Raw genomic sequence first — 23,105 nt, 5'->3', positions numbered from 1 at the left:
GGTGGGTCGTACACGGAGGGGGACGCAGATGTCGTGGCGCCGCGGCAGCAGCACGGACAGCACGGTGCTTGCGCCGGCTGAACTGCGCACGATGGCCGCGAGGCCGATGGTCAGGACCCTCATGAGCATCAGGTGAACGGTGCCGGCAAACCCCTGACCCGGTCTTTTCACCGAATCGACCGACCGGTGAACGGAATCGGCCGCCGAGCCACCGGCCGGTGTCGGGAACGTGACCGCGACCGCGACCGCGACCGTACAGACTCAGCTACGCAGGCCCCCGCACGCGTCGAACGAGAGGCAGTCATGGCGACCGCACGACAGACACCCGGCCCGCCGCTCCCCCTGGCGGGCATCACCGTGGTCAGCCTGGAGCAGGCCGTGGCCGCGCCCTTCGCCACCCGCCAGCTCGCCGATCTGGGCGCCCGCGTCATCAAGGTGGAGCGCCCCGGCGGCGGTGACTTCGCGCGCCGCTACGACACCACGGTGCACGGCCAGGCCAGCTATTTCGTCTGGCTCAACCGCTCCAAGGAGTCCCTCACCCTGGACCTCAAGTCCGCCGAGGGCCTGGAGATCCTGCACGAGCTGCTCGCGGACGCCGATGTGTTCGTGCAGAACCTCGCCCCGGGAGCGGCAGGCAGGCTGGGCCTCGGCCCCGAGGATCTCCAGGCCCGTTACCCGTCGCTGATCCCCTGCACGGTCAGCGGGTACGGCACGAGCGGCTCCTGGGCCGACCGCAAGGCGTACGACCTGCTCGTGCAGTGCCAGACGGGTCTGCTCTCGCTGACCGGCACGCCCGACGAGGCGGTGCGGGCCGGCATCTCGGTCGCCGACATCGCGGGCGGCATGTACGCCTACAGCGGTGTCCTGTCCGCGCTGTTCACGCGGGCCACGACCGGCCGCGCCCCGGCCGTCGAGGTCTCCCTCTTCGACGCGCTGGCCGAGTGGATGAGCCAGCCCGCGTACTACACGCGCTACGGCGGCACACAGCCGCCGCGGGTCGGCGCCCGGCACGCCACGGTCGCGCCGTACGGCCCCTTCACCGCGTCCGACGGCAAGGACGTGCTGCTCTCCGTGCAGAACGAACGCGAGTGGGCCGCCCTGTGCGAGCGGGTCATCGGCCGCCCCGAGCTGACCGACGACCCCAGGTTCGCCACCGGCTCCGACCGCGTGGCGCACCGCGACGAGCTCGACGCGATCATCTCCGTACGCTTCGCAGAACTCGGCAGCGAAGAGGCGATGGAGCTGCTCGACGACGCCAACATCGCGAACGCGGGCGTCAATTCGGTCGCCGAGTTCCTCGATCATCCGGCCCTCGGCGAGCGCGACCGCTGGCGGGAGGTCGCGGTGCCCGGCACGTCGTCACCCGTGCGGGCCCTGCTGCCGCCCGCGGATCTGAGCGGCGTGAGCCCGCGCATGGATCCCGTCCCGGCCGCGGGCGAGCACACCGAGTCGATCCTCACCGAGCTGGGCCGCACCCCGGACGACATCGCCCGCCTGCGCGCGGCAGGGGTCTGCCCGTGAGCCGGGTCAGGCCACGCCCGAGCCCCTCGCGGATCTGAGCGGCGTGAGCCCGGTCAGGCGACGCCGAGCCCTTCGAGGACGACCGCGTTCGGCAGCCCGGCGAAGGCCTTGCCCGGCACGATGAGCTTGCCCCGGCGGCTGCCGCTGCCGATCAGGACGTACGGCAGATCGACGACGGCGGCGTCCACGAGGAGCTGCCAGTGGGCGGGCAGGCCGATCGGGGTGATGCCGCCGTACTCCATGCCGGTCTCGCCGGTCGCCGTGTCCATCGGCGCGAACGAGGCCTTGCGGGCGCCGAGTTGGCGGCGCACGACGCCGTTCACGTCGACGCGGGTCGAGGAGAGGACCAGACAGGCGGCGAGCGTGGACTCGCCGCCGCGCTTGCCCGCGACGACCACGCAGTTCGCGGACTGCTCCAGGATGTCCTGGCCGTAGTGCTCCACGAAGGTGGCGGTGTCGGCCCACTGCGGGTCGGTGTCGACGTGGCTCAGCTGCTCGGCGGGGACGTCCCCGCTCCAGCCGCGCACGGCGTCGGCGACGGGCGCCACCAGGAGGTCGAGGGCCTCGGTGGCCGGGCGGACGGCGTCGAAATCTCCCATGGGTGCACGCATGGCCGCACGCTAACAGCCGTGCGCGGGCGGCGAATCAGCCGTCTCACGGTGCGGGCGCACCCGCCCCACGTGGGTGCTCAGTAGGACGAGGCGTGCGCGGGTGGCACGGACACCGACATGGTCATCTCGACCGGCTCGGCCCCCTTGTTGTGGTAGCCGTGCGGCACGTTCGCCTCGAACGTCGCGGCCGACCCGGCCGCGACGACGTGCTCCGCCCCGTCCACGACGAGCGTCAGCTCGCCCGCCGAGATGTGAAGCAGCTCGATGGTCCCCGGCGGATGCGCGTCGGAGTCGCTGCCCTCGCCGGGCATCAGCTTCCAGGCCCACAGCTCGAAGGGGCCGCGCGCCTCCGTCCCGACGAGCAGCGTCGTGCTGCTGCCCGCCTCCGTGGACCACATCCGCACCGCCTGTTCCGGCGGCACGAGCCGGACGTGCGAGCCCTGCTCGTAGTCCAGGAGCGTGGTGATGCTGACGCCGAGGGCGTCGGCGAGCTTCACCGTGATGCCCACGCTGGGGTTGGTCCTTGCCTGCTCGATCTGGATGATCATGCCGCGACTGACGCCCGCGCGAGCGGCGAGCGCGTCGAGCGTGAAGCCACGCTCGGTGCGCCAGCGCTTGAGGTTGCGGGCGAGCGACTGGGTGAGCTGGTCGAGGTCCGACACATTCCGTCCAATATATTGAATTACAGAGTTCACGATATTGCACTATGGTGTGGTGCACCTGATGGTTCACCACACTGTACTGCGAGGATCCGCGATGACAGCACTGTTCGCCCTGGCCACGAGCCTCCTGTGGGGCCTCGCCGACTTCGGTGGCGGACTGCTGACCCGACGCGTCCCCGCACTCACGGTCGTCGTCGCGTCGCAGGCCATCGCCGTGGTCGTGCTCGGTGCGGTCGTGATCGCGACCGGTGGCTGGACGGAGTGGGGACCGCAGCTGTGGTTCGCGGTCGGCGCGGGGCTCGTCGGCCCGGTCGCGATGCTCTCCTTCTACAAGGCCCTCGCCCTCGGCCCGATGGGCGTCGTCTCGCCGCTCGGCTCCCTGGGTGTCGTCGTGCCGGTGGGCGTCGGGCTCTTCCTGGGCGAGCGGCCGGGGGTGCCGCAGTTCGCCGGTATCGCCGTCGCCGTCGTGGGCATCCTGCTGGCGGGCGGACCCGAGCTGCGCGGCGCCCCGGTGCAGCGGCAGGCGGTGCTGCTCACGCTGCTCGCCGCCTTCGGGTTCGGCGCGGTGATGGCCCTCATCTCCGAGGCGTCCAGCAACATGACGGGGCTGTTCCTCGCCCTGTTCGTGCAGCGCGTGACGAATGTGGCCGCGGGCGGCGCGGCCCTGTTCGTCTCCGTGCGGCGCGGCGGCACGGCACTCCCCGAGGGCACGGGAAGGGGCGTGATCCGGGCGTCACTCCCGGCACTGGCCTTCGTCGGCCTGGCGGACGTGGCGGCCAACGGAACGTACTCGATAGCCGCCCAGAACGGCCCGATCACCGTGGCCGCGGTGCTCTCCTCGATCTACCCGGTGGTCACGGCACTGGCGGCGCGCGCAGTACTGAAGGAACGCCTGCGCGGAGTCCAGGCAGCGGGAGCGGGCCTGGCACTGGTCGGCACAGTCCTGCTGGCCAGCTGACAGCGCCCCTTCAGGGGCGCGGGGAACTGCGCGACCAGCCACATCACACCCGCAGACAAAGGCAGGCGGGACTACCCCTCCCCCAACTCACCCAGGGCAAGCAACTGTTCCGGCGTGACCCCGTCAGGAATAGGCACAGGCGCCGGCGTCCGCAGCGGCGGCTGCCACCCCGCCTCGGCATCCCACGTACGCACCACACGGGCCGGCGCCCCCGCCACCACCGCATGGTCGGGCACAGCCCCCCGCACAACCGCCCCCGCAGCCACCACGACATTGCGCCCGATCCGCGCCCCCGGCAGGATCACCGCGTTCGTGCCGATCCAGCAGCCGGTACCGATCTCGACCGGCTCCATGCGGGGCCACTGCTTGCCGATGGGCGTGTGCGGATCGTCGTACGAGTGATTCGTCGACGTCACGTACACGCTGGGCCCGAAGTAGCAGTCGTCGCCGATCGTCACCGTCGTGTCGGCGATGACATGGCTGCCGCGGCCGAGCACCACGCCGTTGCCGATGCGCAGGATCGGGTCGGGACCGAGGTCCAGGTCGGGCATCATCCCGGCGGTCAGCGTGACCTGCTCGCCGATGATGCAGTGGTCGCCGATGCGGATCCACGGCTCACCGAAGACGGTCCCCTGCGGGAAGGCCAGCTTCGTGTTCTCGCCGAGCGCACCGAACCGCAGGCGCCCCGGCCGTTGCGCGGTGATGGCGCCCGTCCGCCGCACCCACGCCCAGCCCGCGTGGACGGCGCGCTGGGCCGCGCGGCGCCGCCACTCGGCGACCGCGGATGAGAACGTGTTCCTGTTCTTCGGCACGCGCTCACGTTACTCAGCCCCGGGCCCACCGGTGAGCCCGGACCCCTGTGATCTTCACCCCACACGGCGGCACGCCCGCCCTCGTCCCGTACGGTTCCGCCAGGCGCGAGACACGTACGAATGGAGACATCCGATGGGCCACGAGGCACTCATCACCGGGATCGGCGGCAAGGACCCGAAGATCGATCAGGACGCCTTCACCGCGCCCACCTCCGTCGTCATCGGCGAGGTGACCCTGCACGCCGGTGCGAGCACCTGGTACGGGGCGGTGCTCCGCGCCGACGGCGGGCCCATCGTCGTCGGCGCCGAAAGCAACATCCAGGACAACTGCAGCCTCCACGTCGACCTGGGCTTCCCGATGACCATCGGCGAGCGGGTCTCGGTCGGCCACAACGCCGTCCTGCACGGCTGCACCGTCGAGGACGACTGCCTCATCGGGATGGGCGCGACGGTCCTCAACGGCGCGGTGATCGGCGCCGGTTCACTGGTCGCGGCGCAGGCGCTGGTCCCGCAGGGGATGGTCGTGCCGCCCGGCTCGCTCGTCGCGGGCGTGCCCGCCAAGGTGCGCAGGCCGCTCACCGAGGAGGAGCGCGCGGGCATCACCCTCAACGGCACGATGTACGTCGAGCTGGCCAAGGCCCACAAGGACGCCCACGCGGGCTGACGTCAGTCGGCGGCCGGGACCGGCACCGGCTCGGCCGCCTGCACACCGCTCCCGGCCTCGGCCTCCGCGCGCTCCGCCGACTTCTTGGCGCGGCGCTTGACGAACAGCATGGAGCCGACGCCGATCAGCACGGCGATGGCAAGGCCGAAGTACGAGAACCGCTTGAGCCAGTCCTCCGCGACCACGCCGATGTAGTAGATGACGGCGGTGGTGCCGCCCGCCCAGATGATGCCGCCCAGGACGTTGGCGATGAGGAACTTCCAGTACGGCATGCGCAGGACACCCGCGAGCGGCCCGGCGAAGATCCGAAGGAGGGCGACGAAGCGGCCGAAGAAGACCGCCCACATGCCCCACTTCTGGAAGGACCGCTCGGCGCTGCCGACGTTCGCGGCACTGAAGTGCTTGGGGAATTTCCGCTCGAGCCACGCCAGGAGCGGCCGGCCGCCCTTGCGTCCGATCGCGTATCCGATGGAGTCGCCGATGATCGCGCCCGCGGTGGCGCAGATCCCGAGGATCACCGGGTTGAGCTCGCCGTGCTGCGAGGAGAGCAGCGCGGCGGAGACGAGGACGATCTCACCCGGCAGCGGGATGCCCAGGCTCTCCAGACCGATGACCACGCCCACCAGCGCGTAGATACTGACGGCCGGTACGGTCTCCAGCCATTCCTGGACGTGCAACGCCGGTTCCTCCTGTGGTGGTGTGCCTGTACCCGGCGTGCGCGATCCCCCCGGGTCGCGCACGCCGGGCAGCCTACCCGCTCACCCGGCGTCGGCCGGGGCGGAGTCCCACAGGTCACAGCGGTGATCGTCGCCCAGCGTGGTGCTCAGCGCATTGCCGCCCGCGGAAGCGGTGCGCAGCGAGAGCACCGTGCCGGGCCGGGTCCGCTGGTCCGGCGCGGTCGGCTGGCCCTCGGCGCGCGGCGCACCGCCGTGGATGAAGGAGCCCCAGTACTGGACCATCTGCCGGGCCAGGTCCCGCTGTTCGGCGTCGAGCGGCGTCGGGAGCCCGAAGTGCTTGAAGAGGTACTGCACTTCATTGACGTGGGTCGCCCCGAAGTCGAACGTCTTGCCCGCCTCGCGGATCGAGGCGAACGGCGGCGAGGTGCGGTCGGCGAACTCATAGGCGTAGACGGGTCCGCGGCCCGCGAGGGCCCTGTCCATGCGCAGCGCCGTGCAGGCGAACATCATGTCGCCCTGGGCGGCCGCGTACGCGTGCGTCGGCGAGGCGTGCCCGGACACCGGATAGCGCTTGAGGACCTTGGCGCCGAGCTCCGCGCCGTACATCCGGGTGAGCGCGCCCGGGTACTGCTCCTCAGTGAGCGGCTTGCCCTGTCCGTCGAACTGCCCGTAGGCGAAGAGCCGCCCTTCGTCGCTGTTCGCGCCGTTCAGGACCGGCACGCGCGACGCGCTCCCGTCCTCGTACGCCTTCTCCGGCTGGACCGGAAGGAAGTCGCCGCCCGCCACCGGGCCCCAGTCGAACCCGGCCTGCGCCGCGAGGATCTCCGCGGCGGGCTTCTTGCGCAGACAGGCGAGGGCGGTCGCCGCGTCCGGGCAGCCCGCCTTCCGCGCGAACTCCGCGCCTTGGGTGGTGGCCTGCTGCCGCTCGCGGGCCGCGCAGTCTCCGTAGGCGCCGCTCTCCACGATGCCCGCGCGGTAGAGGCCGTCGGCGGTGGGCGAGGCGAGCTGGGTGCAGACGGAGCGGCCGCCCGCGGACTCGCCCGCGATGGTGACGCGGTGCCGGTCGCCGCCGAACGAGCCGATGTTGGCGCGCACCCAGCGCAGGGCCGCCTGTTGATCGAGCATGCCGTAGTTGCCCGACACCCGGTCGGCGGCCTCCCCGTCGAGCCCTTCCGTGGCGAGGAACCCCATGGCTCCCAGGCGGTAGTTGACGGTCACGACCACGGTGCCGGTGCGCCGGGCGAAGGCGTCGGGGACGATGTCCTCGCCGGCTCCCGCGGTGAGCCCGCCGCCGTGCAGCCAGACCATGACGGGGCGTTGACGCGCGGGATCGCCATCAGGGGCGTAGACATTCAGGTCGAGGCAGTCCTCGGTGTGGCTGGGATTCTCATACCCGGGATCCCAACTGGCGCTCTGCACACACCGGTTGCCGAAGGAGCTGGCGCCACGCACCCCATGCCAGGGCTTGACCGGCCGGGGCTCCTTCCATCGCAGCGCGCCGACGGGCCGGCGCGCGTACGGGATCCCGAGGAACTGCCGCCCCTCGGCGGTGGATTCACCGCGTAACCAGCCCGCGTCCGTGCGGACGAGCGTCGCGTCCTTCGTCGGCGGATTGCTCCCCGCGGCCTGCGCGGCCTGCGGGGTGAGCAGGGCCGCGGCGAGGGCGAGGCTGCCGGAGACGGCAGCCCACACCCTCCCCGACCGGCCTCTGCCCCTACCCCTGCCCGTCGCCCTCGATCTCGTCGGTCTCCTGAAGCTCCTCATGCGGCGACTCCCCTACAGATGTCGACCCACTGGCGGCGAGGAAACTATGACCGCTGCTGACTCGTGTCAATAAGTTGAACGGAAAACGGCGTCGCCCCGGCCGGCACCCCCGTGCCCCGGCCGGCTCGACGCCGCTCGTCTGAAGAACGTACGTAAACGAACGCCCGTATGCGACTCAGTTATTGGGGCGCAGCGTCCAGACGACGGTCATCTCGCCGGTCACGGCACCGTCCGCGCGCTGGATCTCGATCGCCACCGGGAACTCGGGCCGCTCCCCCGCGTCCAGCTCGGCGATGACGTCGGCGGCCGGGCGGCCGAGGGTCGCGGTGGCGGCCACCGGGCCCATGGCGAGCTTCTTGTACGCGATGTCGGCGCGCACGGCGAGCGGCACGGCCCGCGAGAGCTGCTCCCCGAAGGCGGCGAGCACGATGGCACCGCTCGCCGACTCGCCCAGCGTGAACATGGCTCCGGCGTGCGGCCCGCCGACGTGGTTGTGATAGTCGCCCTGGTCGGGCAGGGCGACCACGGCCTTGTCGGGCGTGGTCTCACGGAACTCGAGGTTCAGGGTCCGGGCCATCGGGACGGTGGCGGCGAGCATCTCGCCGATCGACATCTGGTCTGCGCTCATGGCCGCGATGTTACCCACGAGTAGCGTTCTTTGGCCAGGACCTGACTCGACGTGGATCACGGTCCCCTATCGTTGCCGCTCATGTGGCCAGAAGAGCAGCAGCCCGGGGGCGGGCGGAATCAGCAGCCGAATCCCTATCACCAGCCGGGATATCAGCAGCAGGGGCACCAGCAGCAGGGGTACCAGCAGCCGGCGCCCTGGAACGCCCCCACTGTTGCCGGCGGCCCGCCTCAAGCCCCGCACGGCGACAACGACGGCGGCAGCGGCAACGGCAACGGCAACGGCAGCGGCAGCGGCAGCGGCAGCGGCAGCGGCAACAAGACGAAGATCATCGCCGTCGTCGCGGCCGCCGCGATCGTGGTGGCCGCCGGTGTCACCGGCTTCCTCGTCCTGGGCGGCGACAAGGACGACACCGCGAAGCCGGACCCGACGCGGTCTTCCGCATCCGCGCCTCCGAGCCCGGCCGGGTCCGAGGGCGCCCACGCACGTGGTGTCGGCGGGGGGCCGAAGCCGACGATCCCGGGCTGGAATACGGTCACGAACCCCGAGCGCGGCATCGCCTTCGACGCACCCCCGCAGTGGGAGCTCGAGTCGCGCGACTCGGTCGACGCTGTCGGAGAGGCCGACGACGAGGACAGCATCCTGGTCGCGATGATGGCACCTGCCGCGCTCAAGCAGCGGTGGTGCGCGAGCGATCCCGACCGCGACGGCGTCAAGGACTACACACCGCTCGCAAAGGCCGGCAGTAGGGGCAACCGCGGTGCGAAGAGCACCGAAGAGATCGCCGAGCACGACTCGGAGATGTGGGTGTACGGCCAGTACTCCCAGCCCGACCGGAAGAAGATCAGGACCAGCGCGGTGGAGTCGTACACCACCAAGTCCGGCATCACGGGCAGCCTGGCCAGTTCCTCGGTCTCCGGCGTCAAGAAGAACAACGACAAGTGCCGGACGGACGGCAAGGCGACCACCTTCGGATTCAGGAACTCCCAGGGGAAGTTGGTCTCCTGGTCGTTCTTCGGCGCACGGGGCGTGAGCGACGAAGTGCCGGACGCGACGGTCAAGAAGATGCTCGGCACGGTGCGCGAATACGACAATGGGCCCGAGTCCTGAGCAACCGTCACCGTCGCACCCCCTCCCACCTGGGGTTGCCGTGCTGACCCCGCGTCACCACCCCGTATCGTTGCCCGCCATGTGGCCAGGACAGCAGCCGCCCGGGGGCGAGCAGAACCCGCAGAACCAGAATCCGTACCAGCAGCCGGGGTACCAGCAGCCGAACCCGTATCAGCAGCCCGGGTATCAGCAGCAGGGCCGGCAGCAGGGCCAGTGGAGCGCGCCGACGGCGCCCATGGGTGTCACGCAGCCGCCGCCCGGCGGCGGTGACGGCAACAACAAGACCAAGATCGTGGCGATCGTCGCCGCCGTCGCGGTCGTGGTGGCCGCCGGCGTCACCGGCTTCCTGGTCCTCGGCGGCGACAAGGACGACGAGGCCGACTCGAAGCCGTCCACGTCCCCCTCGAAGTCCGCGCCGAAGAAGCCGAGCAGCGACCCTGCGACCGGCGGCGGCACCGAGCGCGGCACGGGCAACGGCCCGAAGCCGGTGGTCGAGGGCTGGCAGGTCGTGGTGAATCCCAAGTGGGGCACCGCCTTCGACGTCCCCGCCGACTGGGAGGTGCAGTCGCCGGACTCGGCGGTCGCCTTCGAGGACGACAAGGGCAAGCCGCTCATCACCATGTCGGCGCCCGCGTACTACAAGTCGAAGTGGTGCTCCTCCGACGAGGACAGGGACGGCAACGACGAGGACACCGCGCTCGGCGCCGTCGGCACCAAGGGGGCGAACGGCGCGAAGAACACCGGCGAGGTCGCCGTGAACCAGGTGCCCTGGTGGGTCTTCGGCGGCTACACGCAGCCCGACAAGAAGAGCCTCAAGTTCGACGAGAAGGCGCAGCCTTTCACCACGAAGACGGGCATCAAGGGCAGCCTCGCCCGTGCCCATTCGGAGAACACGCCCCAGAAGGGCAAGTGCGCCTCCGAGGGCAAGGCGATCACCTTCGGCTTCAAGAATTCCGCGGGCGAGTACGTCGCCTGGAACCTCTACGGCGCCAAGGGCGTCAAGGACGAGATCCCGGAGGCGACGGTCATGAAGATCCTCAATACGGTGCGCCTGTCCGGCGACCCGGCGGAGTCCTGAGTCGTTGTCCTGAGCCGTTGCCCTGAGCCGTTGTCCTGAGCCGTTGTCCTGATTCTTTTCGTACGCCACTGGGGTTTGTGACCCGATGTGTCGGCCGCTCCGCGAGGGCAGCGATGACATCAGGCCACAAGCCCCTCTATGGTTACTGCCCATGTGGCCAGGACAGCAGCCGCCCGGGGGCGAGCAGAACCCGCAGGACCAGAATCCCAATCCGTACCAGCAGCCGGGGTACCAGCAGCCGAACCCGTATCAGCAGCCCGGGTATCAGCAGCAGCCGCAAGCGGGTGGCTACTCGCAGCCCGAGCAGCCGCAGCAGTGGGCCGCGCCCACTCCGCCGCCGATGCCGCCCCAGCAGGGCGGCGGCAAGAGCGGGGACGGGAACAAGACAAAGATCACCGCGATCGTCGCGGCCGCCGCGGTCGTGGTGGCCGCCGGCGTCACCGGCTTCCTGGTGCTCGGCGGCGACAAGGACGACGTCGCGGACAAGAAGCCGAAGAAGTCTCCTTCCAAGTCCGCGTCCAAGAAGCCGAGCCCGACCGAAGAGGGCGGCACCGAGCGCGGCACGGGCAACGGCCCGAAGCCGGTGGTCGAGGGCTGGCAGGTCGTCGTGAACCCCAAGTGGGGCACCGCCTTCGACGTCCCCGCCGACTGGGAGGTGCAGACCCCCGACACCTTCATCGGCTTCGAGGACGACGAGAAGGGTGACGGCAGCGCGCTCATCGGCATGTCGGCGCCCGCGTACTACAAGTCCAAGTGGTGCACGTCCGACGACGACAAGGACGGCAGCAGCGACGACACCGCGCTCGGCGCCGTCGGCACCAAGGGGCAGAACGGCGCCAAGAACACCGAGGACGTCGCGCGCAACGACTCGGCCTGGTGGGTCTTCGGCGGCTACACGGACCAGAAGAAGGCCGACAAGAAGAAGATCAAGATCGGCAAGATCAAGTCGTTCACCACCGACTCGGGCATCAAGGGCAGCGTCGCCACCTCGACGACGTCGGGTGCCGCCGGGCCCGACAAGTGCGACTCGGACGGCAAGGCCACCACGTTCGCCTTCAAGAACTCCGAGGGCGAGTACGTGGCGTGGACCCTTTACGGCGCCAAGGGCGTGAAGGACGAGATTCCCGACGCGACGGTGCAGAAGATCCTCAAGACGGTACGTCTGCACGGCGAGCCCGAGGAGTCCTGAACCGCCCGCTGACGCGCTGAATCCGTTTGGCAAGTCGGCACCCGGGCGGCGATAGTCCCCAGGTGACCACTCCCGCCGCCGCGCGCCGCCCCTCCTGGGCAGGCCGCAACTACAGCCTGCTGACCGCCGCCGCGATCGTGACCAACCTGGGCAGCCACGGCGCCCTGATCGCGGCGGCGTTCGCGGTCCTCGACGCGGGCGGGGACGGCGGGGACGTGGGTCTGGTGGCGGCGGCGCGCACGCTGCCGCTCGTGCTGTTCCTGCTCATCGGCGGCGCGGTCGCCGACCGGCTGCCGCGCCACCATGTGATGGTCGCGGCCAACGCCCTCAACTGCCTCTCCCAGGCCGTCTTCGCGGTGCTCGTCATCTCCGGCACTCCCCCGCTGTGGTCGATGATGCTGCTCACCGCGCTCGGCGGCGTCGGCCAGGCGTTCTTCGGACCGGCCGCCGAGGGCATGCTGATGTCGACGGTCACCGGCGAGCAGGCGGGCCGCGCCTTCGCGCTGTACCGGCTCGCGATGCAGGGCGCGGGGCTCGGCGGCGCCGCGCTCGGCGGTCTGATGGTGGCCGCGCTCGGTCCCGGCTGGGTGCTCGCGGTGGACGCGGTCGCCTTCGCGATCGCGGGAGCCATGCGGTCGTTCCTCGACGTGAGCCACATACCGGCGCGCGAGCCGGGCGGTGGGCTGCTCTCCGATCTGCGGGAGGGCTGGCGCGAGTTCATCGGCCGGCAGTGGCTCTGGGCGATCGTCGCGCAGTTCTCCGTCGTGGTGGCGGTGGTCGGCGCGGCCGAGGCGGTGTTCGGACCGCTGGTGGCCCGCGACGAGCTGGGCGGCGCAGGACCCTGGGGCCTGGCGCTCGGCGCGTTCGGCGCGGGCACGGTCGGCGGCGCGCTCCTGATGATGCGGTGGAGGCCGCGCAGGATGCTGCTCGCGGGCACCCTCTGCGTCTTTCCGCTCGCCGCGCCTTCGGCGGCGCTCGCCGTGCCCCTGCCGGTGTGGGGTCTGGCGGCGGTGATGTTCGTCAGCGGTGTGGCGATCGAGGTGTTCGGCGTCTCCTGGATGACGACGATGCATCAGGAGATCCCGGAGGAGAAGCTGTCCCGCGTGGCCGCCTACGACTGGTTCGGCTCGATCGCGATGGTCCCGCTCGCCACGGCTCTGGCAGGACCGGCCGAGGTGGCCTTCGGGCGTTCGGCGTCGCTGTGGGGCTGTGCGGCGCTGGTGGTCGTGGTGACGGCGCTCGTCCTGCTCGTCCCGGACGTACGGAACCTGACGCGGCGCACGCCGTCGCGGGAGGTCGCGAAGGCCGCCCCGCAGGCTCAGGAATCAGCCGATGCTGAAGGCACCGTCGGGCGGCTCGGGTGAGGCCACCGCGTCCTCGTCCCGCACCGGCCGCGCGTCGCCGATGAAACGCCGCAGCGCGTCCCCGTACTCGACGCGTGCCGGGAAGACGTCGGCCGCCGCCCGCCGGGTGAGCGCCTGGACGTCCAAGGCGGCGTGCGAGGCCACGAGCACCGCGTTGCCGAAGCGGCGGCCGCGCAGCACGGCCGGTTCGGCGATCAGCGCGAGCTCCTCGAACACCTCGGCGAAGCCCGCCAGTTGGGAGCGGAGGAACGTGAACGGCGCGCCGTCGGCGAGATTCGCCGCGTAGATCCCGCCCGCGCGCAGCACCCGCTCCGCGGCCCGCGCGTAGGCCACGGAGGCCAGATGGGCGGGCACCCGCGAACCGCCGAACACATCGGCGACCAGCACGTCGGCGCTGTCGGGCGCCGCCGCTTCCAGCCACCGGCGGGCGTCGTCCCCGTGCACGGCGATCCCGCAGCCGTCCGGCACCGGCAGATGCTCACCCACCAGGCCGAGCAGCCCGCGGTCCGCCTCCACCACGTCCTGGCGTGACCCGGGCCGGGTGGCCGCGACATAGCGGGGCAGGGTGAGCGCGCCGCCGCCGAGGTGGAGCACGTCGAGGGGCTGCTCCGGCTCCGCAGCGGTGTCCAGGACATGGGCGAGGCGCCGCGCGTACTCGAACTCCAGATGAGTGGGCGCGTCCAGGTCGACGTACGACTGCGGCGCCCCGTCGACCGTGAGCAGCCAGGCGCGCCGCCGGTCCACGTCCGGCATCAGCTTGGCGGTGCCGTGATCCACATCCCTGATGACGGGTATGGCCTGGTCCGCGCGTTCGTCCTCGGTCACCGGTCCATTGTGCCCGCCTCACGCGGAGGTGGATCCCCTGCGGGAGGCGGGCACCTGCCGTCAGCCGACCTCGGTCACCGTGCCCGCCCCGACGGTGCGGCCGCCCTCGCGGATCGCGAAGCCGAGGCCCGACTCGAGCGGCATGTCACGGCCGAGCTCGACCGCCATGGTGACCGTGTCGCCGGGCCGGGCGACGGCGGCCCCGCCGAGGTCGACGTCGCCGACGACGTCCGCGGTGCGGAGGTAGAACTGCGGCCGGTAGCCGGTCGCGATCGGCGTGGACCGTCCGCCCTCCTTGGTCGACAGGACGTACACCCGTGCGGTGAAGCGGCGGCTCGGACTGACGCTGCCCGGCGCCGCGACGACATGACCGCGTCGTACGGCGTCGCGCGGCACACCGCGAAGCAGCAGCGCCACGTTGTCTTTACGACGCACGGTCAGTTGTCCCGTCAGGAACCGCAAAGTTCGGCTGGACAGATCTATCGAGGACGGGTAGACAAGCACATGAAGCTCCTGGCGGACACGGGTGATCTTGGTCGAGAACCCGTCTACCAGGAGCTTCGTCGTTGCGCAGGACTGTCCAACTCGCGGTCAGAACCGCCGGCTTGGAAACGGCTCACTGCAACAGCAGGAAAGTGCATGGCGGCAGGCCGCACGCCTCGCCGACTACCTGGCCGCCGCCTCCGCCAGAACCGCGTCTTTGTGCGTTTTCTTCCCGCATGCCGATGCGCTCTGAGTCGCCCTCCGGGCCCGCAACTTGATCGTCTAGGATCGCAGGAATTCCCCACTCCGGGGGAATGGCGGCGCCGAACCGGTGGGGACAACGTTCCGGTGGGCTGGGATGTTTGGTGCCGGAGGTTGTTGGAGGGTCCGCAGGCGGGCCCCGCTAGCAGAGGATCACCTGTGCCGAGCCACATACGCTCCTTTTGGGTTATGTCCCCAGGGCGGAGTGAGATTCTGACGTCGAGCCCGCCTGCCCGCCTGGTGATGAGGCCCTAGTTCGGACCCTGTTCTCGGCCGTGAGCCGTGGCACGGAGTCTCTGGTTTTCCATGGCAGGGTCCCCACCAGCCAGTACGCGGCCATGCGCGCCCCCTTTCAGGAGGGCGACTTCCCCGGACCCGTCAAGTACGGGTACCTCAATGTCGGGCGGGTAGAGGCTGGGCCGACGGAGCTGGTGGGCCGGACCGTGTTCAGCCTGTACCCGCACCAGACCCGTTTCCGGGTCCCGGCCGGAGCTCTCACGCCGGTGCCCGACGCGGTACCGCCGGAGCGCGCCGTGCTGGCCGGCATCGTCGAGACCGCGCTGAACGCGCTGTGGGATGCGCCACCGCGGATTGGCGACCGGATCGCGGTGGTGGGCGCGGGCCTGGTCGGTTGCTGCGTGGCCGCGCTCCTGGCCCGGTTCCCCGGTGTCCGGGTGCAGCTCGTCGACGTCGATCCGGCCCGCGCGGAGGTCGCCGCGATGCTCGGCGTTGCCTTTGCCGACCCCGCGCAGGCAAGAGATGACTGCGATGTCGTTTTTCATGCCAGCGCGACTCAGGCCGGGCTCCGCCGCTCCCTCGAACTGCTCGTTCCCGAGGGCTCCGTGGTCGATCTGAGCTGGTACGGCGACCGGTCGGTGACCCTGCCGCTGGGGGAGTTCTTCCACTCCCGGCGCCTGTCGCTGCGCAGTAGCCAGGTCGGCGCCGTGCCGCCGGAACGGCGCGGGCGGCACACGGCCGCCGACCGGCTCAGCCTGGCGCTCGACTTCCTGCGGGACCCGACCTTCGATGTGCTGATCACTGGCGAGTCTGATTTCGACGAACTCCCGCGAGTCATGGCGGAGATCGCCACGGGCAAGCTTCCCGGCCTCTGCCACCGCATCCGATACAGCCCTTACTGATGCTGCGCTGCGCCTGCCCCGCCACCGCCGTCAACACCCTTCCGGAGAAGTCATGTTCACCGTTACCGTCCGCGATCACCTCATGATCGCCCATAGCCTCCATGGCGAGGTCTTCGGTCCCGCGCAGCGCCTGCACGGAGCGACGTACCTGGTCGACGCGGCCTTCCAGCGTCCAGAGCTGGACGCCGACAACCTGGTCATCGACATGGACCTGGCCGCCAGGGAAGTGCGCGGGATCGTCTCAGCGCTCTCTTACCAGAACCTCGACGACGACCCGGACTTCGCCGGAACCAACACCACCACGGAGTTCCTGGCCAAGGTCATCGCGGACCGTCTCGCCGCCCGCATACATGACGGCGCTCTGGGCCCCGGCGCCCGCGGTCTGACAGGGCTCACCGTGCGGCTCCACGAATCACACATAGCGTGGGCCGACTACCAGCGCGCACTCTGACCGCCCGGGCCATGGCCATTCGCCCGTACGTACTTCTGTCGGCGGCTGTCTCCGTGGACGGCCGTCTGGATGACACCGCCCGTGAGCGGCTCGTGCTCTCCAACCGCCGGGACCTCGACCGCGTCGACCGTGAACGAGCCGCGGCTGACGCCATCCTGGTCGGCGCCACCACCTTGCGCAGGGACAACCCGCGACTGCTGGTGACGAGCGCCGAACGGCGTGCCCGGCGCATCGCGTCCGGCAAGCCGGAGCATCCGCTCAAGGTCACGGTCACCGGGTCCGCCGAGTTGGACGCGAGGGGCGCGTTCTGGCACTGCGGGGGCGAGAAGCTGGTCTTCACGGTGGACGGCGCGCTGTCCCGGGTCCGTCGCATCCTGGGCACCCTCGCCGGCATCGTCAGTACCGGCCCCGCCCTCGACTGGCCCCTCCTCCTTGACGAACTCGGCCGACGCGGGGTGGAAAGGCTCCTGGTGGAAGGCGGCGGGACGATCCACACCCAGCTCCTGGCGCAGAACCTGGCCGATGAACTCCACTTCGTCGTCGCACCGCTCCTGGTGGGCGAGGCCGCCGCGCCGACGTTCCTGGCCCCGGCGCAGTATCCCGGTGGTTCCACAGCCCGTATGAAACTCCTTGAAGCACGCCCCATCGATGATGTCGTTCTGCTGCGCTACGCCCCGAAAATCCGTTCCTGAGACGCTGTCGGGAGCGCAAGTCGGTCCGCGCGCCGTGCAGTTGACCATCCGTCGGTATGCTCGGCGGGCACATGGTCGGTTGGTGTCGGGCGAGGAGAGGGCCGAGAGTGGACGACGCGGTGGAACTGGCGGACATGATCGCCCAGTTGCGGAGCGAGCTGAGCCGGGCCATGGCGGACGGGGAAGGCGAAGGGCTCCGGTTCCAGGCGGAGAAGCTCGAACTCGAACTCACCGTGGGCGTGGAACGGAGCCGGGAGCCGGGGGCCAAGGTGAGGTTCTGGGTGTTCGACGTCCACCATTCCGCTCGGTCCGCGCACGTGGCCACCCAGCGGGTCATGCTCACCCTTCAGCCGGTACGTGGCGACGCACCCGACCGGCCCGCGCTGATCTCGGGTGTCGAGCTGCCCCATGAGCGCTGAGCCTGCTGAATCTCTTGAGCGCTCGGTGAGGCCCGATTCCCCGGCCGATGGGCCCGGGCTCGACCCGCACCGGATCGCCGAGGTCATTGCCGAAAACGGCAGCGGCAGGCGGCGTGGCTCCGGTTATCGGATCTCCGCTGGTGTGATCCTCACGGCTGCCCATGTGGTCGCCGATGCGACCGGGGTTGTCGTGCGGTGCGACGCCGACCGTCCCGGAGAGTGGTCGGCTGCGGCGACCGTGGCCTGGGCGGACGAGGGCAGCGACCTCGCGGTGCTGACCGTGGTACCACCACCAGCAGCATCCGAGGTCATCGAACGGGCCCGTTTCGGGCGCATCGCTGACGACCGGCACGGCGTGATCGGCGTACACGCTGCCGGATTCCCGCTGTGGAAGCAGCGCCGCAGCACCGACGGCGCGTACTTCCGCGAACTGCACCAGGCGGACGGCACCGTGGCAGCACTCTCCAACCTGCGTACCGGCACGCTGGAAGTGACCGTGATTCCGGCCGGAACCGATCCCGATCCGGGCGCGTCGCCGTGGGCGGGCATGTCCGGTGCCGCGGTGTGGGCCGGCAACCGGATCATCGGCGTGGTCGCCGAGCACCACCGCTCGGAGGGTGCGGGCCGACTCACCGCGGTCCGCCTCGACCGTGCGCTGCAGGCGTGCGACGCCGCAGACCGCGCGGAACTCGCCCGTCTCCTTGCGCTCCCGGACACGGGGGCCCTGCCCCTCGCCGTCCCCGGAGAACCGCGCGAGGCGTGGGCGCGTGGCGTGCGGGTGGTCGGGGTTCCCGTGGCGCACGGCATCGAGCTGTTCAAGAACCGCACCCATGAACGCGACGAGATCGCGCGCCACTTGAACGATCCTGCTACCCGCATGGTGACCATCACCGGCCCGCGCGGCATCGGCAAGAGCGCGCTCGCCGCGAAGGTCATGGACCTCCTCGACCGCGGCGAATGGCCTCGCCCCGCTGAGGGGTCACTCCCGTTCGGCCTGGTCAACCTCTCCACCCGCACCTCCGGGATCTCTCTGGAACGCCTCTATTTCGACTGCGCCCGGCTGCTCGGATCCGAGCAGGAAACGAATCTGCGCAAGGTCTGGGCCGCCGCCGGGACGATGCAGGACAGGCTCGACGAACTGCGCGTGGCGATGGGCGACCGGCTGATCGTCATCCTCATGGACAATCTGGAGGACCTGCTCCACGACGACGGCAGCATCGCAGACGAGGAGCTGGCGGTCCTCCTCGACTGGCTGTTCAGGGTTCCCGCCACCCCACGTCTCCTCGTCACCAGCCAGGTACCGGTGCGCCTCGCCCCCGAACTGCGGCGTTTCGCCGCGCACGTGAAACTCTCCGAGGGCCTGGGCCCCGCCGAGGCGGTGGCGCTGCTGCGCGAACTCGACCGGGACGGCAGCCTCGGTATGGCCGACCTGTCCGACGAGGAACTGCTGGCCGCCGCGGTCCGTGTCCACGGCGTCCCACGCGCGCTGGAACTCCTCGTCGGTGTGCTCGCCGACGACGACACGGTGCTGTTGCCCAGCCTTCAGGACGTACTGCAGGACTTCACCCAACGCGACAGCGTCGTAGCCGAGCTTGCCCAGGACCGCTACGGACGCCTTGACGAGCGGGCGCATGCCGTCCTCGGTGTCCTCGCCGCGCTGCGTACCCCCGCCGAGCAGAGCGTGGTCGTGGAGATCGTGGACGGACTCGATCCGGACCTGCCCGTGATACCCGTCCTCATGTCCCTCATCCGCGTGCATCTGGTGTCCGTGGACCGGGCGCGTCGCACCTTCGCCCTTCACCCGCTGGACGCGGAGATCGCTTACGGACGGATGCCACAGCACGGACCTTTCAGGAGGCAGGCAGTGCAACGGGAGATTGCATCGTGGTACGCGCGCCAGGCCAAGCCGCGCGGCACATGGCGGACGCTGGAGGACATCGAGCCGCACCGACGGCAGTTCGACCACCTCGTGCGAGCGGGCGACCACGACGGCGCCGCGCGGGTGCTGAACGAGATCAGCGAATGGCTCGTCTGGCACGGCTCGGTGCTCGCCGCCGTCTCGATGCACCTCGCCGTCGACGGGCACATCGGCGACGAGCGGGTGCGTCTCGCGCACTCCGTCGCCTACGGGCACGCCCGGCTCAGCGCGGGACCGATGGAACAGGCGGCCCAGCTGTTCACCGAAGCGGCCGCCCTTGCCGAACGCCTCGGTGACAGGCCCGCACTGCAGAACGCGCTCTTCGGCCTCGGAGATGCCCACCGGCAACTCGGCGACCAGGGAGCCACCGTCGAACCTCTCGCCCGCGCCGCCGAGCTGGCGCACGAACTCGGCGACACCGAGCGCGAAGTGCACGCGAGGCTCTCCCTCAGCCTCGCCCACAGTTACCTCGGCGACGGCGAGAGCGCGCTGGACGGTGCTGACCAGCTGCACGCGATGGCCGAGGCGAGCGGCGATCCGCTCACGGCCGCCCGTGCGGGCAACGCGCGCACCATCGCCCTGCTCACGCTGGGCCGCTGGCAGGAGACCGCCGACGCCGGCGCTGAGACGGCCCGCGCCTACCGCGCCGCCGGCAGTCAGGAGGCGATCGCCTACGCACTGAACGCGCGAGGCATCGCTCTCCTGGCCCTCGACGACCCGGAGCAAGCGGCCTCGGCCCTCGAAGAAGCCCGCCACGAAGCCTCGCTCATGGAGAACCCCCGGGCGGAGGGCGTCTGCCTGCTCAACCTCGCCTGGGCGCACTGGCGCGACGACCGCCTCACGGAGGCCGCCACCACAGCCGAACGCGCCTCGACCGCGCTCCAGATCGCCGGAGCAGCCCAAGCGGAAGCGGCCCGCTCCCTGGCCGAGGCTGCCCGCGCCCTCCCCACCGCTCGGCAGGCCGCCGCCGATGCTCTGACGCGCGCGGCTGCTGCCCTTGACGCAAACGCCGAGGTCATCGCCCCTGCCTGGCTCACCGATGACGCCCGCCGACTGGCGGACTGAATCCGTTCGGCGACGATCGTCGGGCCGGCCTGCCCGGTGCGATCCTGCACGGATCACCCGACCCACACTGGGTCACCAGCATGCTCCCCGGACGGCGAGTCCCGGGCCGCCGGCTGGCCCCTTGCGCTACCCCGGCGGAATTGGAGAGCCGCGACATCCCCGAGGGCAAGACGGAGCTGCGCCAGGGCTGTCGGGTGCCCCCGCTGGACACGGATCGGATCCGGGATTCGCTGATGAAGATCTAGCCGGCGATCGTCACACACGTCCGCTCACTGCCACGGGTTGCCCCCCGCACGCTAGATCCTTCTGCTGCCTGTGCCCCTTGCCGGCACCGCCCTCCCTGTAGCCGCCGCGCCACTCGGCGAGTTCGGTCCGGTCGCCGTCTACCGCGCCCGCCCCGTGCAGCTGGGAGTAGACCACGCTGGGGCCGCGTGGGCTGCCGACTCTGAGGAAGCACGCGGCCCGAACGGCCGGTGCCTGGTCTGCGTACGTACTGAAGCGCATGCAGACCAGGCACCGGCCCGGAGAACAGACGACCCCGGATCCTGACCGCCAGCTCCCTAGGCGAGCACCTCGGTCACGGTGCCCGCGCCCACGGTGCGGCCGCCCTCGCGGATCGCGAAGCCGAGTCCCGGCTCCAGGGGCACGTCACGGCCGAGCTCGACCGTCATGGTGACGGTGTCACCAGGCCGGGCGACGGCGGCCTTGCCGAGGTCGACGTCACCGACCACGTCCGCGGTGCGGAGGTAGAACTGCGGCCGGTAGCCGGAGGCGATCGGCGTACGCCGGCCGCCCTCCTTCGTCGACAGGACGTACACCTGCGCGGTGAAATGACGCGCAGGTGTGACGCTGCCGGGCGCCGCCACGATGTGGCCGCGGCGCACCCCATCGCGGGGCACCCCGCGCAGGAGCAGCGCGACGTTGTCGCCGGCCTGGGCGCTGTCCATGGGCTTGCCGAAGGTCTCGAGCCCGGTGACCACCGTCTCGGAGTCCGCGCCGAGACCGCCGAGGACGCTGACGCGGTCGCCGACCTTGATGGTGCCGCGCTCGACGGCGCCGGTGACGACCGTGCCGCGACCGGTGATGGTGAGCACGTTCTCCACGGGCAGCAGGAAGGGCGCGTCGACGTACCGCTCGGGCATGGGCACATAGGTGTCCACCGCGTCGAGCAGCGCCTCGATGGCGGCGGTCCAGCGCGGGTCGCCCTCGAGCGCCTTCAGCCCCGAGACGCGTACGACGGGGACGGAGTCGCCTCCGTACCCGTGCGCGTTCAGCAGCTCGCGCACCTCGAGCTCGACGAGGTCGGTGAGCACTGCGTCCTCGCTGTCGTCGACGGCGTCGGCCTTGTTGAGGGCGACGACGATGTGGTCGACGCCGACCTGGCGGGCGAGCAGGACGTGCTCGGCGGTCTGCGGCATGATCCCGTCGAGCGCGGAGACGACGAGGATCGCGCCGTCGAGCTGCGCGGCGCCGGTGACCATGTTCTTTACGTAGTCGGCGTGGCCCGGCATGTCCACGTGGGCGTAGTGGCGGGTGTCCGTCTCGTACTCGACGTGCGCGATGTTGATGGTGATGCCGCGCTGCGCCTCCTCGGGGGCGCGGTCGATGCGGTCGAAGGGCACGAACGTGCTGGTGCCGCGCTCGGCGAGGACCTTGGTGATGGCGGCGGTCAGGGTGGTCTTGCCGTGGTCGACATGGCCCATCGTGCCGATGTTGAGGTGCGGTTTCGTGCGGACGTAAGCCGTCTTGGACATGGCGGTTCCTTCTGGGGAACTCGAAGGCTGAAGTCCTGGGCGCACGTCATCGCGTACGCGCTCGGGACGGGGACCCCGGGGCCGAACCGACCCTCCCCCTAAGGGGTCCGCCGGAGTGTCCGGGGAGGGTCAGCGTCGGGCGCCGTCGACGGGAAGTGCGGCGCAGAGGAAGACGGCAGCCTTCGCAGCGACCGCGACTGCGGTCGAAGCTGCGGGAAAGGCGTACCGGAACATGTCGCAGATCATCGCCGATCGGACCCTGCGGGGCGAATGGTTTTCGCCGGGCGGCAGTTGGGGCCGGTCAGAGGTTCTTCAGCGCCTCGCGCACCGAGAGCGGTGCCAGACGGCCGCGCTCCCGCTCGACGAAGCCGCGCACCGCGTCCGGGTCGGTCTTGGCGTACTCGCGCAGGCACCAGCCGATGGCCTTGCGGATGAAGAAGTCGGGGTGCCCGCACTGGCGCAGGCAGTACGCGAAGAGACGCTCGGTGTCGGTGGCGTCCTTGTAGCGGAGCTGATGGAGGAGCGCGGTACGGGCCACCCATAGGTCGTCGTCCTCGATCCAGCTGTCCATCTCGGACGTGAGGAGCCGCGGGTCGGCCGCGACAAGGCCGCCGACGACGTGCGCGGCGAGCGCGTCGACCGTGTCCCACCAAGAGACGGTGGTGACCAGGTGGCGCGCGACGGGCAGGAAGCCGGAGGAGAGGCGCTTCACGTGGCGGCGCAGATAGTCGACGGCGAAGTAGGCGTACTCGCGCTCCGGCAGCTCCCAGCAGCGCAGCGCGATCGCCGTGCAGTCCGTCTCATCGGGGCGCGGGGTCCCGGCGAGCACGGTGCGGGACAGCTCGCGGCGCAGCGGCGCGGGCACGCCCAGGAAGGGTGCGACGTCTTTCAGGTACGCCTGTGTCTGCGCGGCCCGCCGCGGATCGGCCGCCTTCGGGTACGTCGCGGTGAGCCGCTCCATGACGGTGTCGGCCAGGCCGCTGCGCGGGATGGTGACGCCTTGGGCTGTGACGCTCATGAGACGCACCCTACGGCGATCACACCGTTAAGTCGGTTAGTC

General features: G+C 70.8%; 21 protein-coding genes and 1 pseudogene. 12 read left to right on the top strand and 10 right to left on the bottom strand.

The window, feature by feature from the left end; translation table 11 throughout:
* The first annotated feature begins 303 nt into the window (after positions 1 to 303).
* Entirely contained in the window at positions 304 to 1,521 is a 1,218-nt protein-coding gene (locus E2651_RS14525) for a CaiB/BaiF CoA-transferase family protein (RefSeq protein ID WP_135331532.1), read from the top strand.
* Positions 1,522 to 1,574: 53 nt separating this feature from the next.
* Here the strand turns inward: E2651_RS14525 and E2651_RS14520 are convergent, their stop codons facing one another.
* Together E2651_RS14520 and E2651_RS14515 are read right to left on the bottom strand one after the other, a co-directional pair.
* Positions 1,575 to 2,132: a YbaK/EbsC family protein gene (locus tag E2651_RS14520; protein ID WP_135331531.1), complete on the bottom strand. Its 558-nt coding sequence runs from the start codon at positions 2,130 to 2,132 to the stop codon at positions 1,575 to 1,577.
* 77 nt (positions 2,133 to 2,209) lie between these two features.
* The gene (locus E2651_RS14515; RefSeq protein ID WP_135331530.1) at positions 2,210 to 2,794 is read right to left on the bottom strand and encodes an XRE family transcriptional regulator; all 585 of its coding nucleotides are present in this window, start codon (positions 2,792 to 2,794) and stop codon (positions 2,210 to 2,212) included.
* A 94-nt stretch (positions 2,795 to 2,888) separates the two neighbouring features.
* On the opposite strand from E2651_RS14515, the gene E2651_RS14510 reads away from it, so the two are divergent.
* The gene (locus E2651_RS14510) at positions 2,889 to 3,752 is read left to right on the top strand and encodes a DMT family transporter (RefSeq protein ID WP_135331529.1); all 864 of its coding nucleotides are present in this window, start codon (positions 2,889 to 2,891) and stop codon (positions 3,750 to 3,752) included.
* Between the two features lie 71 nt (positions 3,753 to 3,823).
* On the opposite strand, the gene E2651_RS14505 is transcribed toward E2651_RS14510, so the two are convergent.
* Positions 3,824 to 4,564 carry an acyltransferase gene (locus E2651_RS14505; protein ID WP_135331528.1) on the bottom strand — a complete coding sequence of 247 codons (741 nt, stop codon included), beginning with the start codon at positions 4,562 to 4,564 and terminating at the stop codon, positions 3,824 to 3,826.
* Between the two features lie 133 nt (positions 4,565 to 4,697).
* Here E2651_RS14505 and E2651_RS14500 point away from each other — a divergent pair, with 133 nt between their 5' ends.
* Positions 4,698 to 5,228 (top strand): gamma carbonic anhydrase family protein, encoded by a 531-nt coding sequence (locus E2651_RS14500; RefSeq protein WP_135331527.1) that lies wholly within the window; start codon positions 4,698 to 4,700, stop codon positions 5,226 to 5,228.
* 2 nt (positions 5,229 to 5,230) lie between these two features.
* Here the strand turns inward: E2651_RS14500 and E2651_RS14495 are convergent, their stop codons facing one another.
* From E2651_RS14495 to E2651_RS14485, 3 genes are all read right to left on the bottom strand, one after another.
* Complete coding sequence (locus tag E2651_RS14495) at positions 5,231 to 5,905, bottom strand: DedA family protein (RefSeq protein ID WP_135331526.1); 675 nt, start codon at positions 5,903 to 5,905, stop codon at positions 5,231 to 5,233.
* An 81-nt stretch (positions 5,906 to 5,986) separates the two neighbouring features.
* Complete coding sequence (locus E2651_RS14490) at positions 5,987 to 7,597, bottom strand: carboxylesterase family protein (RefSeq protein ID WP_245238817.1); 1,611 nt, start codon at positions 7,595 to 7,597, stop codon at positions 5,987 to 5,989.
* 247 nt (positions 7,598 to 7,844) lie between these two features.
* The gene (locus tag E2651_RS14485) at positions 7,845 to 8,297 is read right to left on the bottom strand and encodes a DUF4442 domain-containing protein (RefSeq protein WP_209446152.1); all 453 of its coding nucleotides are present in this window, start codon (positions 8,295 to 8,297) and stop codon (positions 7,845 to 7,847) included.
* A gap of 81 nt (positions 8,298 to 8,378) precedes the next feature.
* On the opposite strand from E2651_RS14485, the gene E2651_RS45255 reads away from it, so the two are divergent.
* The 4 genes from E2651_RS45255 to E2651_RS14460 all read left to right on the top strand — a co-directional run bounded on the left by E2651_RS45255 (position 8,379) and on the right by E2651_RS14460 (position 13,038).
* The gene (locus E2651_RS45255) at positions 8,379 to 9,407 is read left to right on the top strand and encodes a hypothetical protein (RefSeq protein ID WP_245238816.1); all 1,029 of its coding nucleotides are present in this window, start codon (positions 8,379 to 8,381) and stop codon (positions 9,405 to 9,407) included.
* A gap of 79 nt (positions 9,408 to 9,486) precedes the next feature.
* Positions 9,487 to 10,485: a hypothetical protein gene (locus E2651_RS14470; RefSeq protein WP_135331522.1), complete on the top strand. Its 999-nt coding sequence runs from the start codon at positions 9,487 to 9,489 to the stop codon at positions 10,483 to 10,485.
* Positions 10,486 to 10,636: 151 nt separating this feature from the next.
* The gene (locus E2651_RS14465) at positions 10,637 to 11,674 is read left to right on the top strand and encodes a hypothetical protein (RefSeq protein WP_135331521.1); all 1,038 of its coding nucleotides are present in this window, start codon (positions 10,637 to 10,639) and stop codon (positions 11,672 to 11,674) included.
* Positions 11,675 to 11,736: 62 nt separating this feature from the next.
* On the top strand, positions 11,737 to 13,038 hold the full coding sequence (locus tag E2651_RS14460) for an MFS transporter (RefSeq protein WP_135331520.1): 1,302 nt from the start codon (positions 11,737 to 11,739) through the stop codon (positions 13,036 to 13,038).
* Here E2651_RS14460 and E2651_RS14455 read toward each other — a convergent pair.
* Both E2651_RS14455 and E2651_RS14450 read right to left on the bottom strand, forming a co-directional pair.
* A complete protein-coding gene (locus tag E2651_RS14455; RefSeq protein ID WP_135331533.1) occupies positions 13,000 to 13,791 on the bottom strand; it encodes a fused MFS/spermidine synthase in 792 nt (263 codons plus the stop codon). The genes E2651_RS14460 and E2651_RS14455 overlap by 39 nt on opposite strands.
* Positions 13,792 to 13,923: 132 nt before the next feature.
* Positions 13,924 to 14,286, bottom strand: a pseudogene (locus E2651_RS14450) (elongation factor Tu); the annotation flags it as partial.
* A gap of 596 nt (positions 14,287 to 14,882) precedes the next feature.
* Between E2651_RS14450 and E2651_RS14445 the strand changes: the two are divergent.
* From E2651_RS14445 to E2651_RS14425, 5 genes are all read left to right on the top strand, one after another.
* The gene (locus E2651_RS14445; protein WP_245238814.1) at positions 14,883 to 15,746 is read left to right on the top strand and encodes a zinc-binding alcohol dehydrogenase; all 864 of its coding nucleotides are present in this window, start codon (positions 14,883 to 14,885) and stop codon (positions 15,744 to 15,746) included.
* A 52-nt stretch (positions 15,747 to 15,798) separates the two neighbouring features.
* Positions 15,799 to 16,197, top strand: coding sequence for a 6-carboxytetrahydropterin synthase (locus E2651_RS14440; protein WP_135331519.1), 399 nt, complete (start codon positions 15,799 to 15,801; stop codon positions 16,195 to 16,197).
* A gap of 11 nt (positions 16,198 to 16,208) precedes the next feature.
* Entirely contained in the window at positions 16,209 to 16,889 is a 681-nt protein-coding gene (locus E2651_RS14435) for a dihydrofolate reductase family protein (protein ID WP_135331518.1), read from the top strand.
* A gap of 107 nt (positions 16,890 to 16,996) precedes the next feature.
* A complete protein-coding gene (locus E2651_RS14430; RefSeq protein WP_245238812.1) occupies positions 16,997 to 17,308 on the top strand; it encodes a trypco2 family protein in 312 nt (103 codons plus the stop codon).
* Between the two features lie 25 nt (positions 17,309 to 17,333).
* Positions 17,334 to 20,291, top strand: a complete 2,958-nt coding sequence (locus tag E2651_RS14425) for a trypsin-like peptidase domain-containing protein (protein ID WP_209446150.1) — start codon at positions 17,334 to 17,336, stop codon at positions 20,289 to 20,291.
* Positions 20,292 to 20,851: 560 nt separating this feature from the next.
* Here E2651_RS14425 and tuf read toward each other — a convergent pair.
* Both tuf and E2651_RS14415 read right to left on the bottom strand, forming a co-directional pair.
* Positions 20,852 to 22,045, bottom strand: coding sequence for an elongation factor Tu (gene tuf, locus E2651_RS14420; RefSeq protein ID WP_135331515.1), 1,194 nt, complete (start codon positions 22,043 to 22,045; stop codon positions 20,852 to 20,854).
* Positions 22,046 to 22,346: 301 nt separating this feature from the next.
* A complete protein-coding gene (locus E2651_RS14415; RefSeq protein ID WP_135331514.1) occupies positions 22,347 to 23,063 on the bottom strand; it encodes a DNA alkylation repair protein in 717 nt (238 codons plus the stop codon).
* Positions 23,064 to 23,105 lie beyond the last annotated feature (42 nt).

The organism is Streptomyces sp. MZ04 (assembly GCF_004684775.1).
Taxonomy (GTDB): Bacteria; Actinomycetota; Actinomycetes; order Streptomycetales; family Streptomycetaceae; genus Streptomyces.
This window is presented reverse-complemented; position numbering and strand designations above follow the sequence as displayed.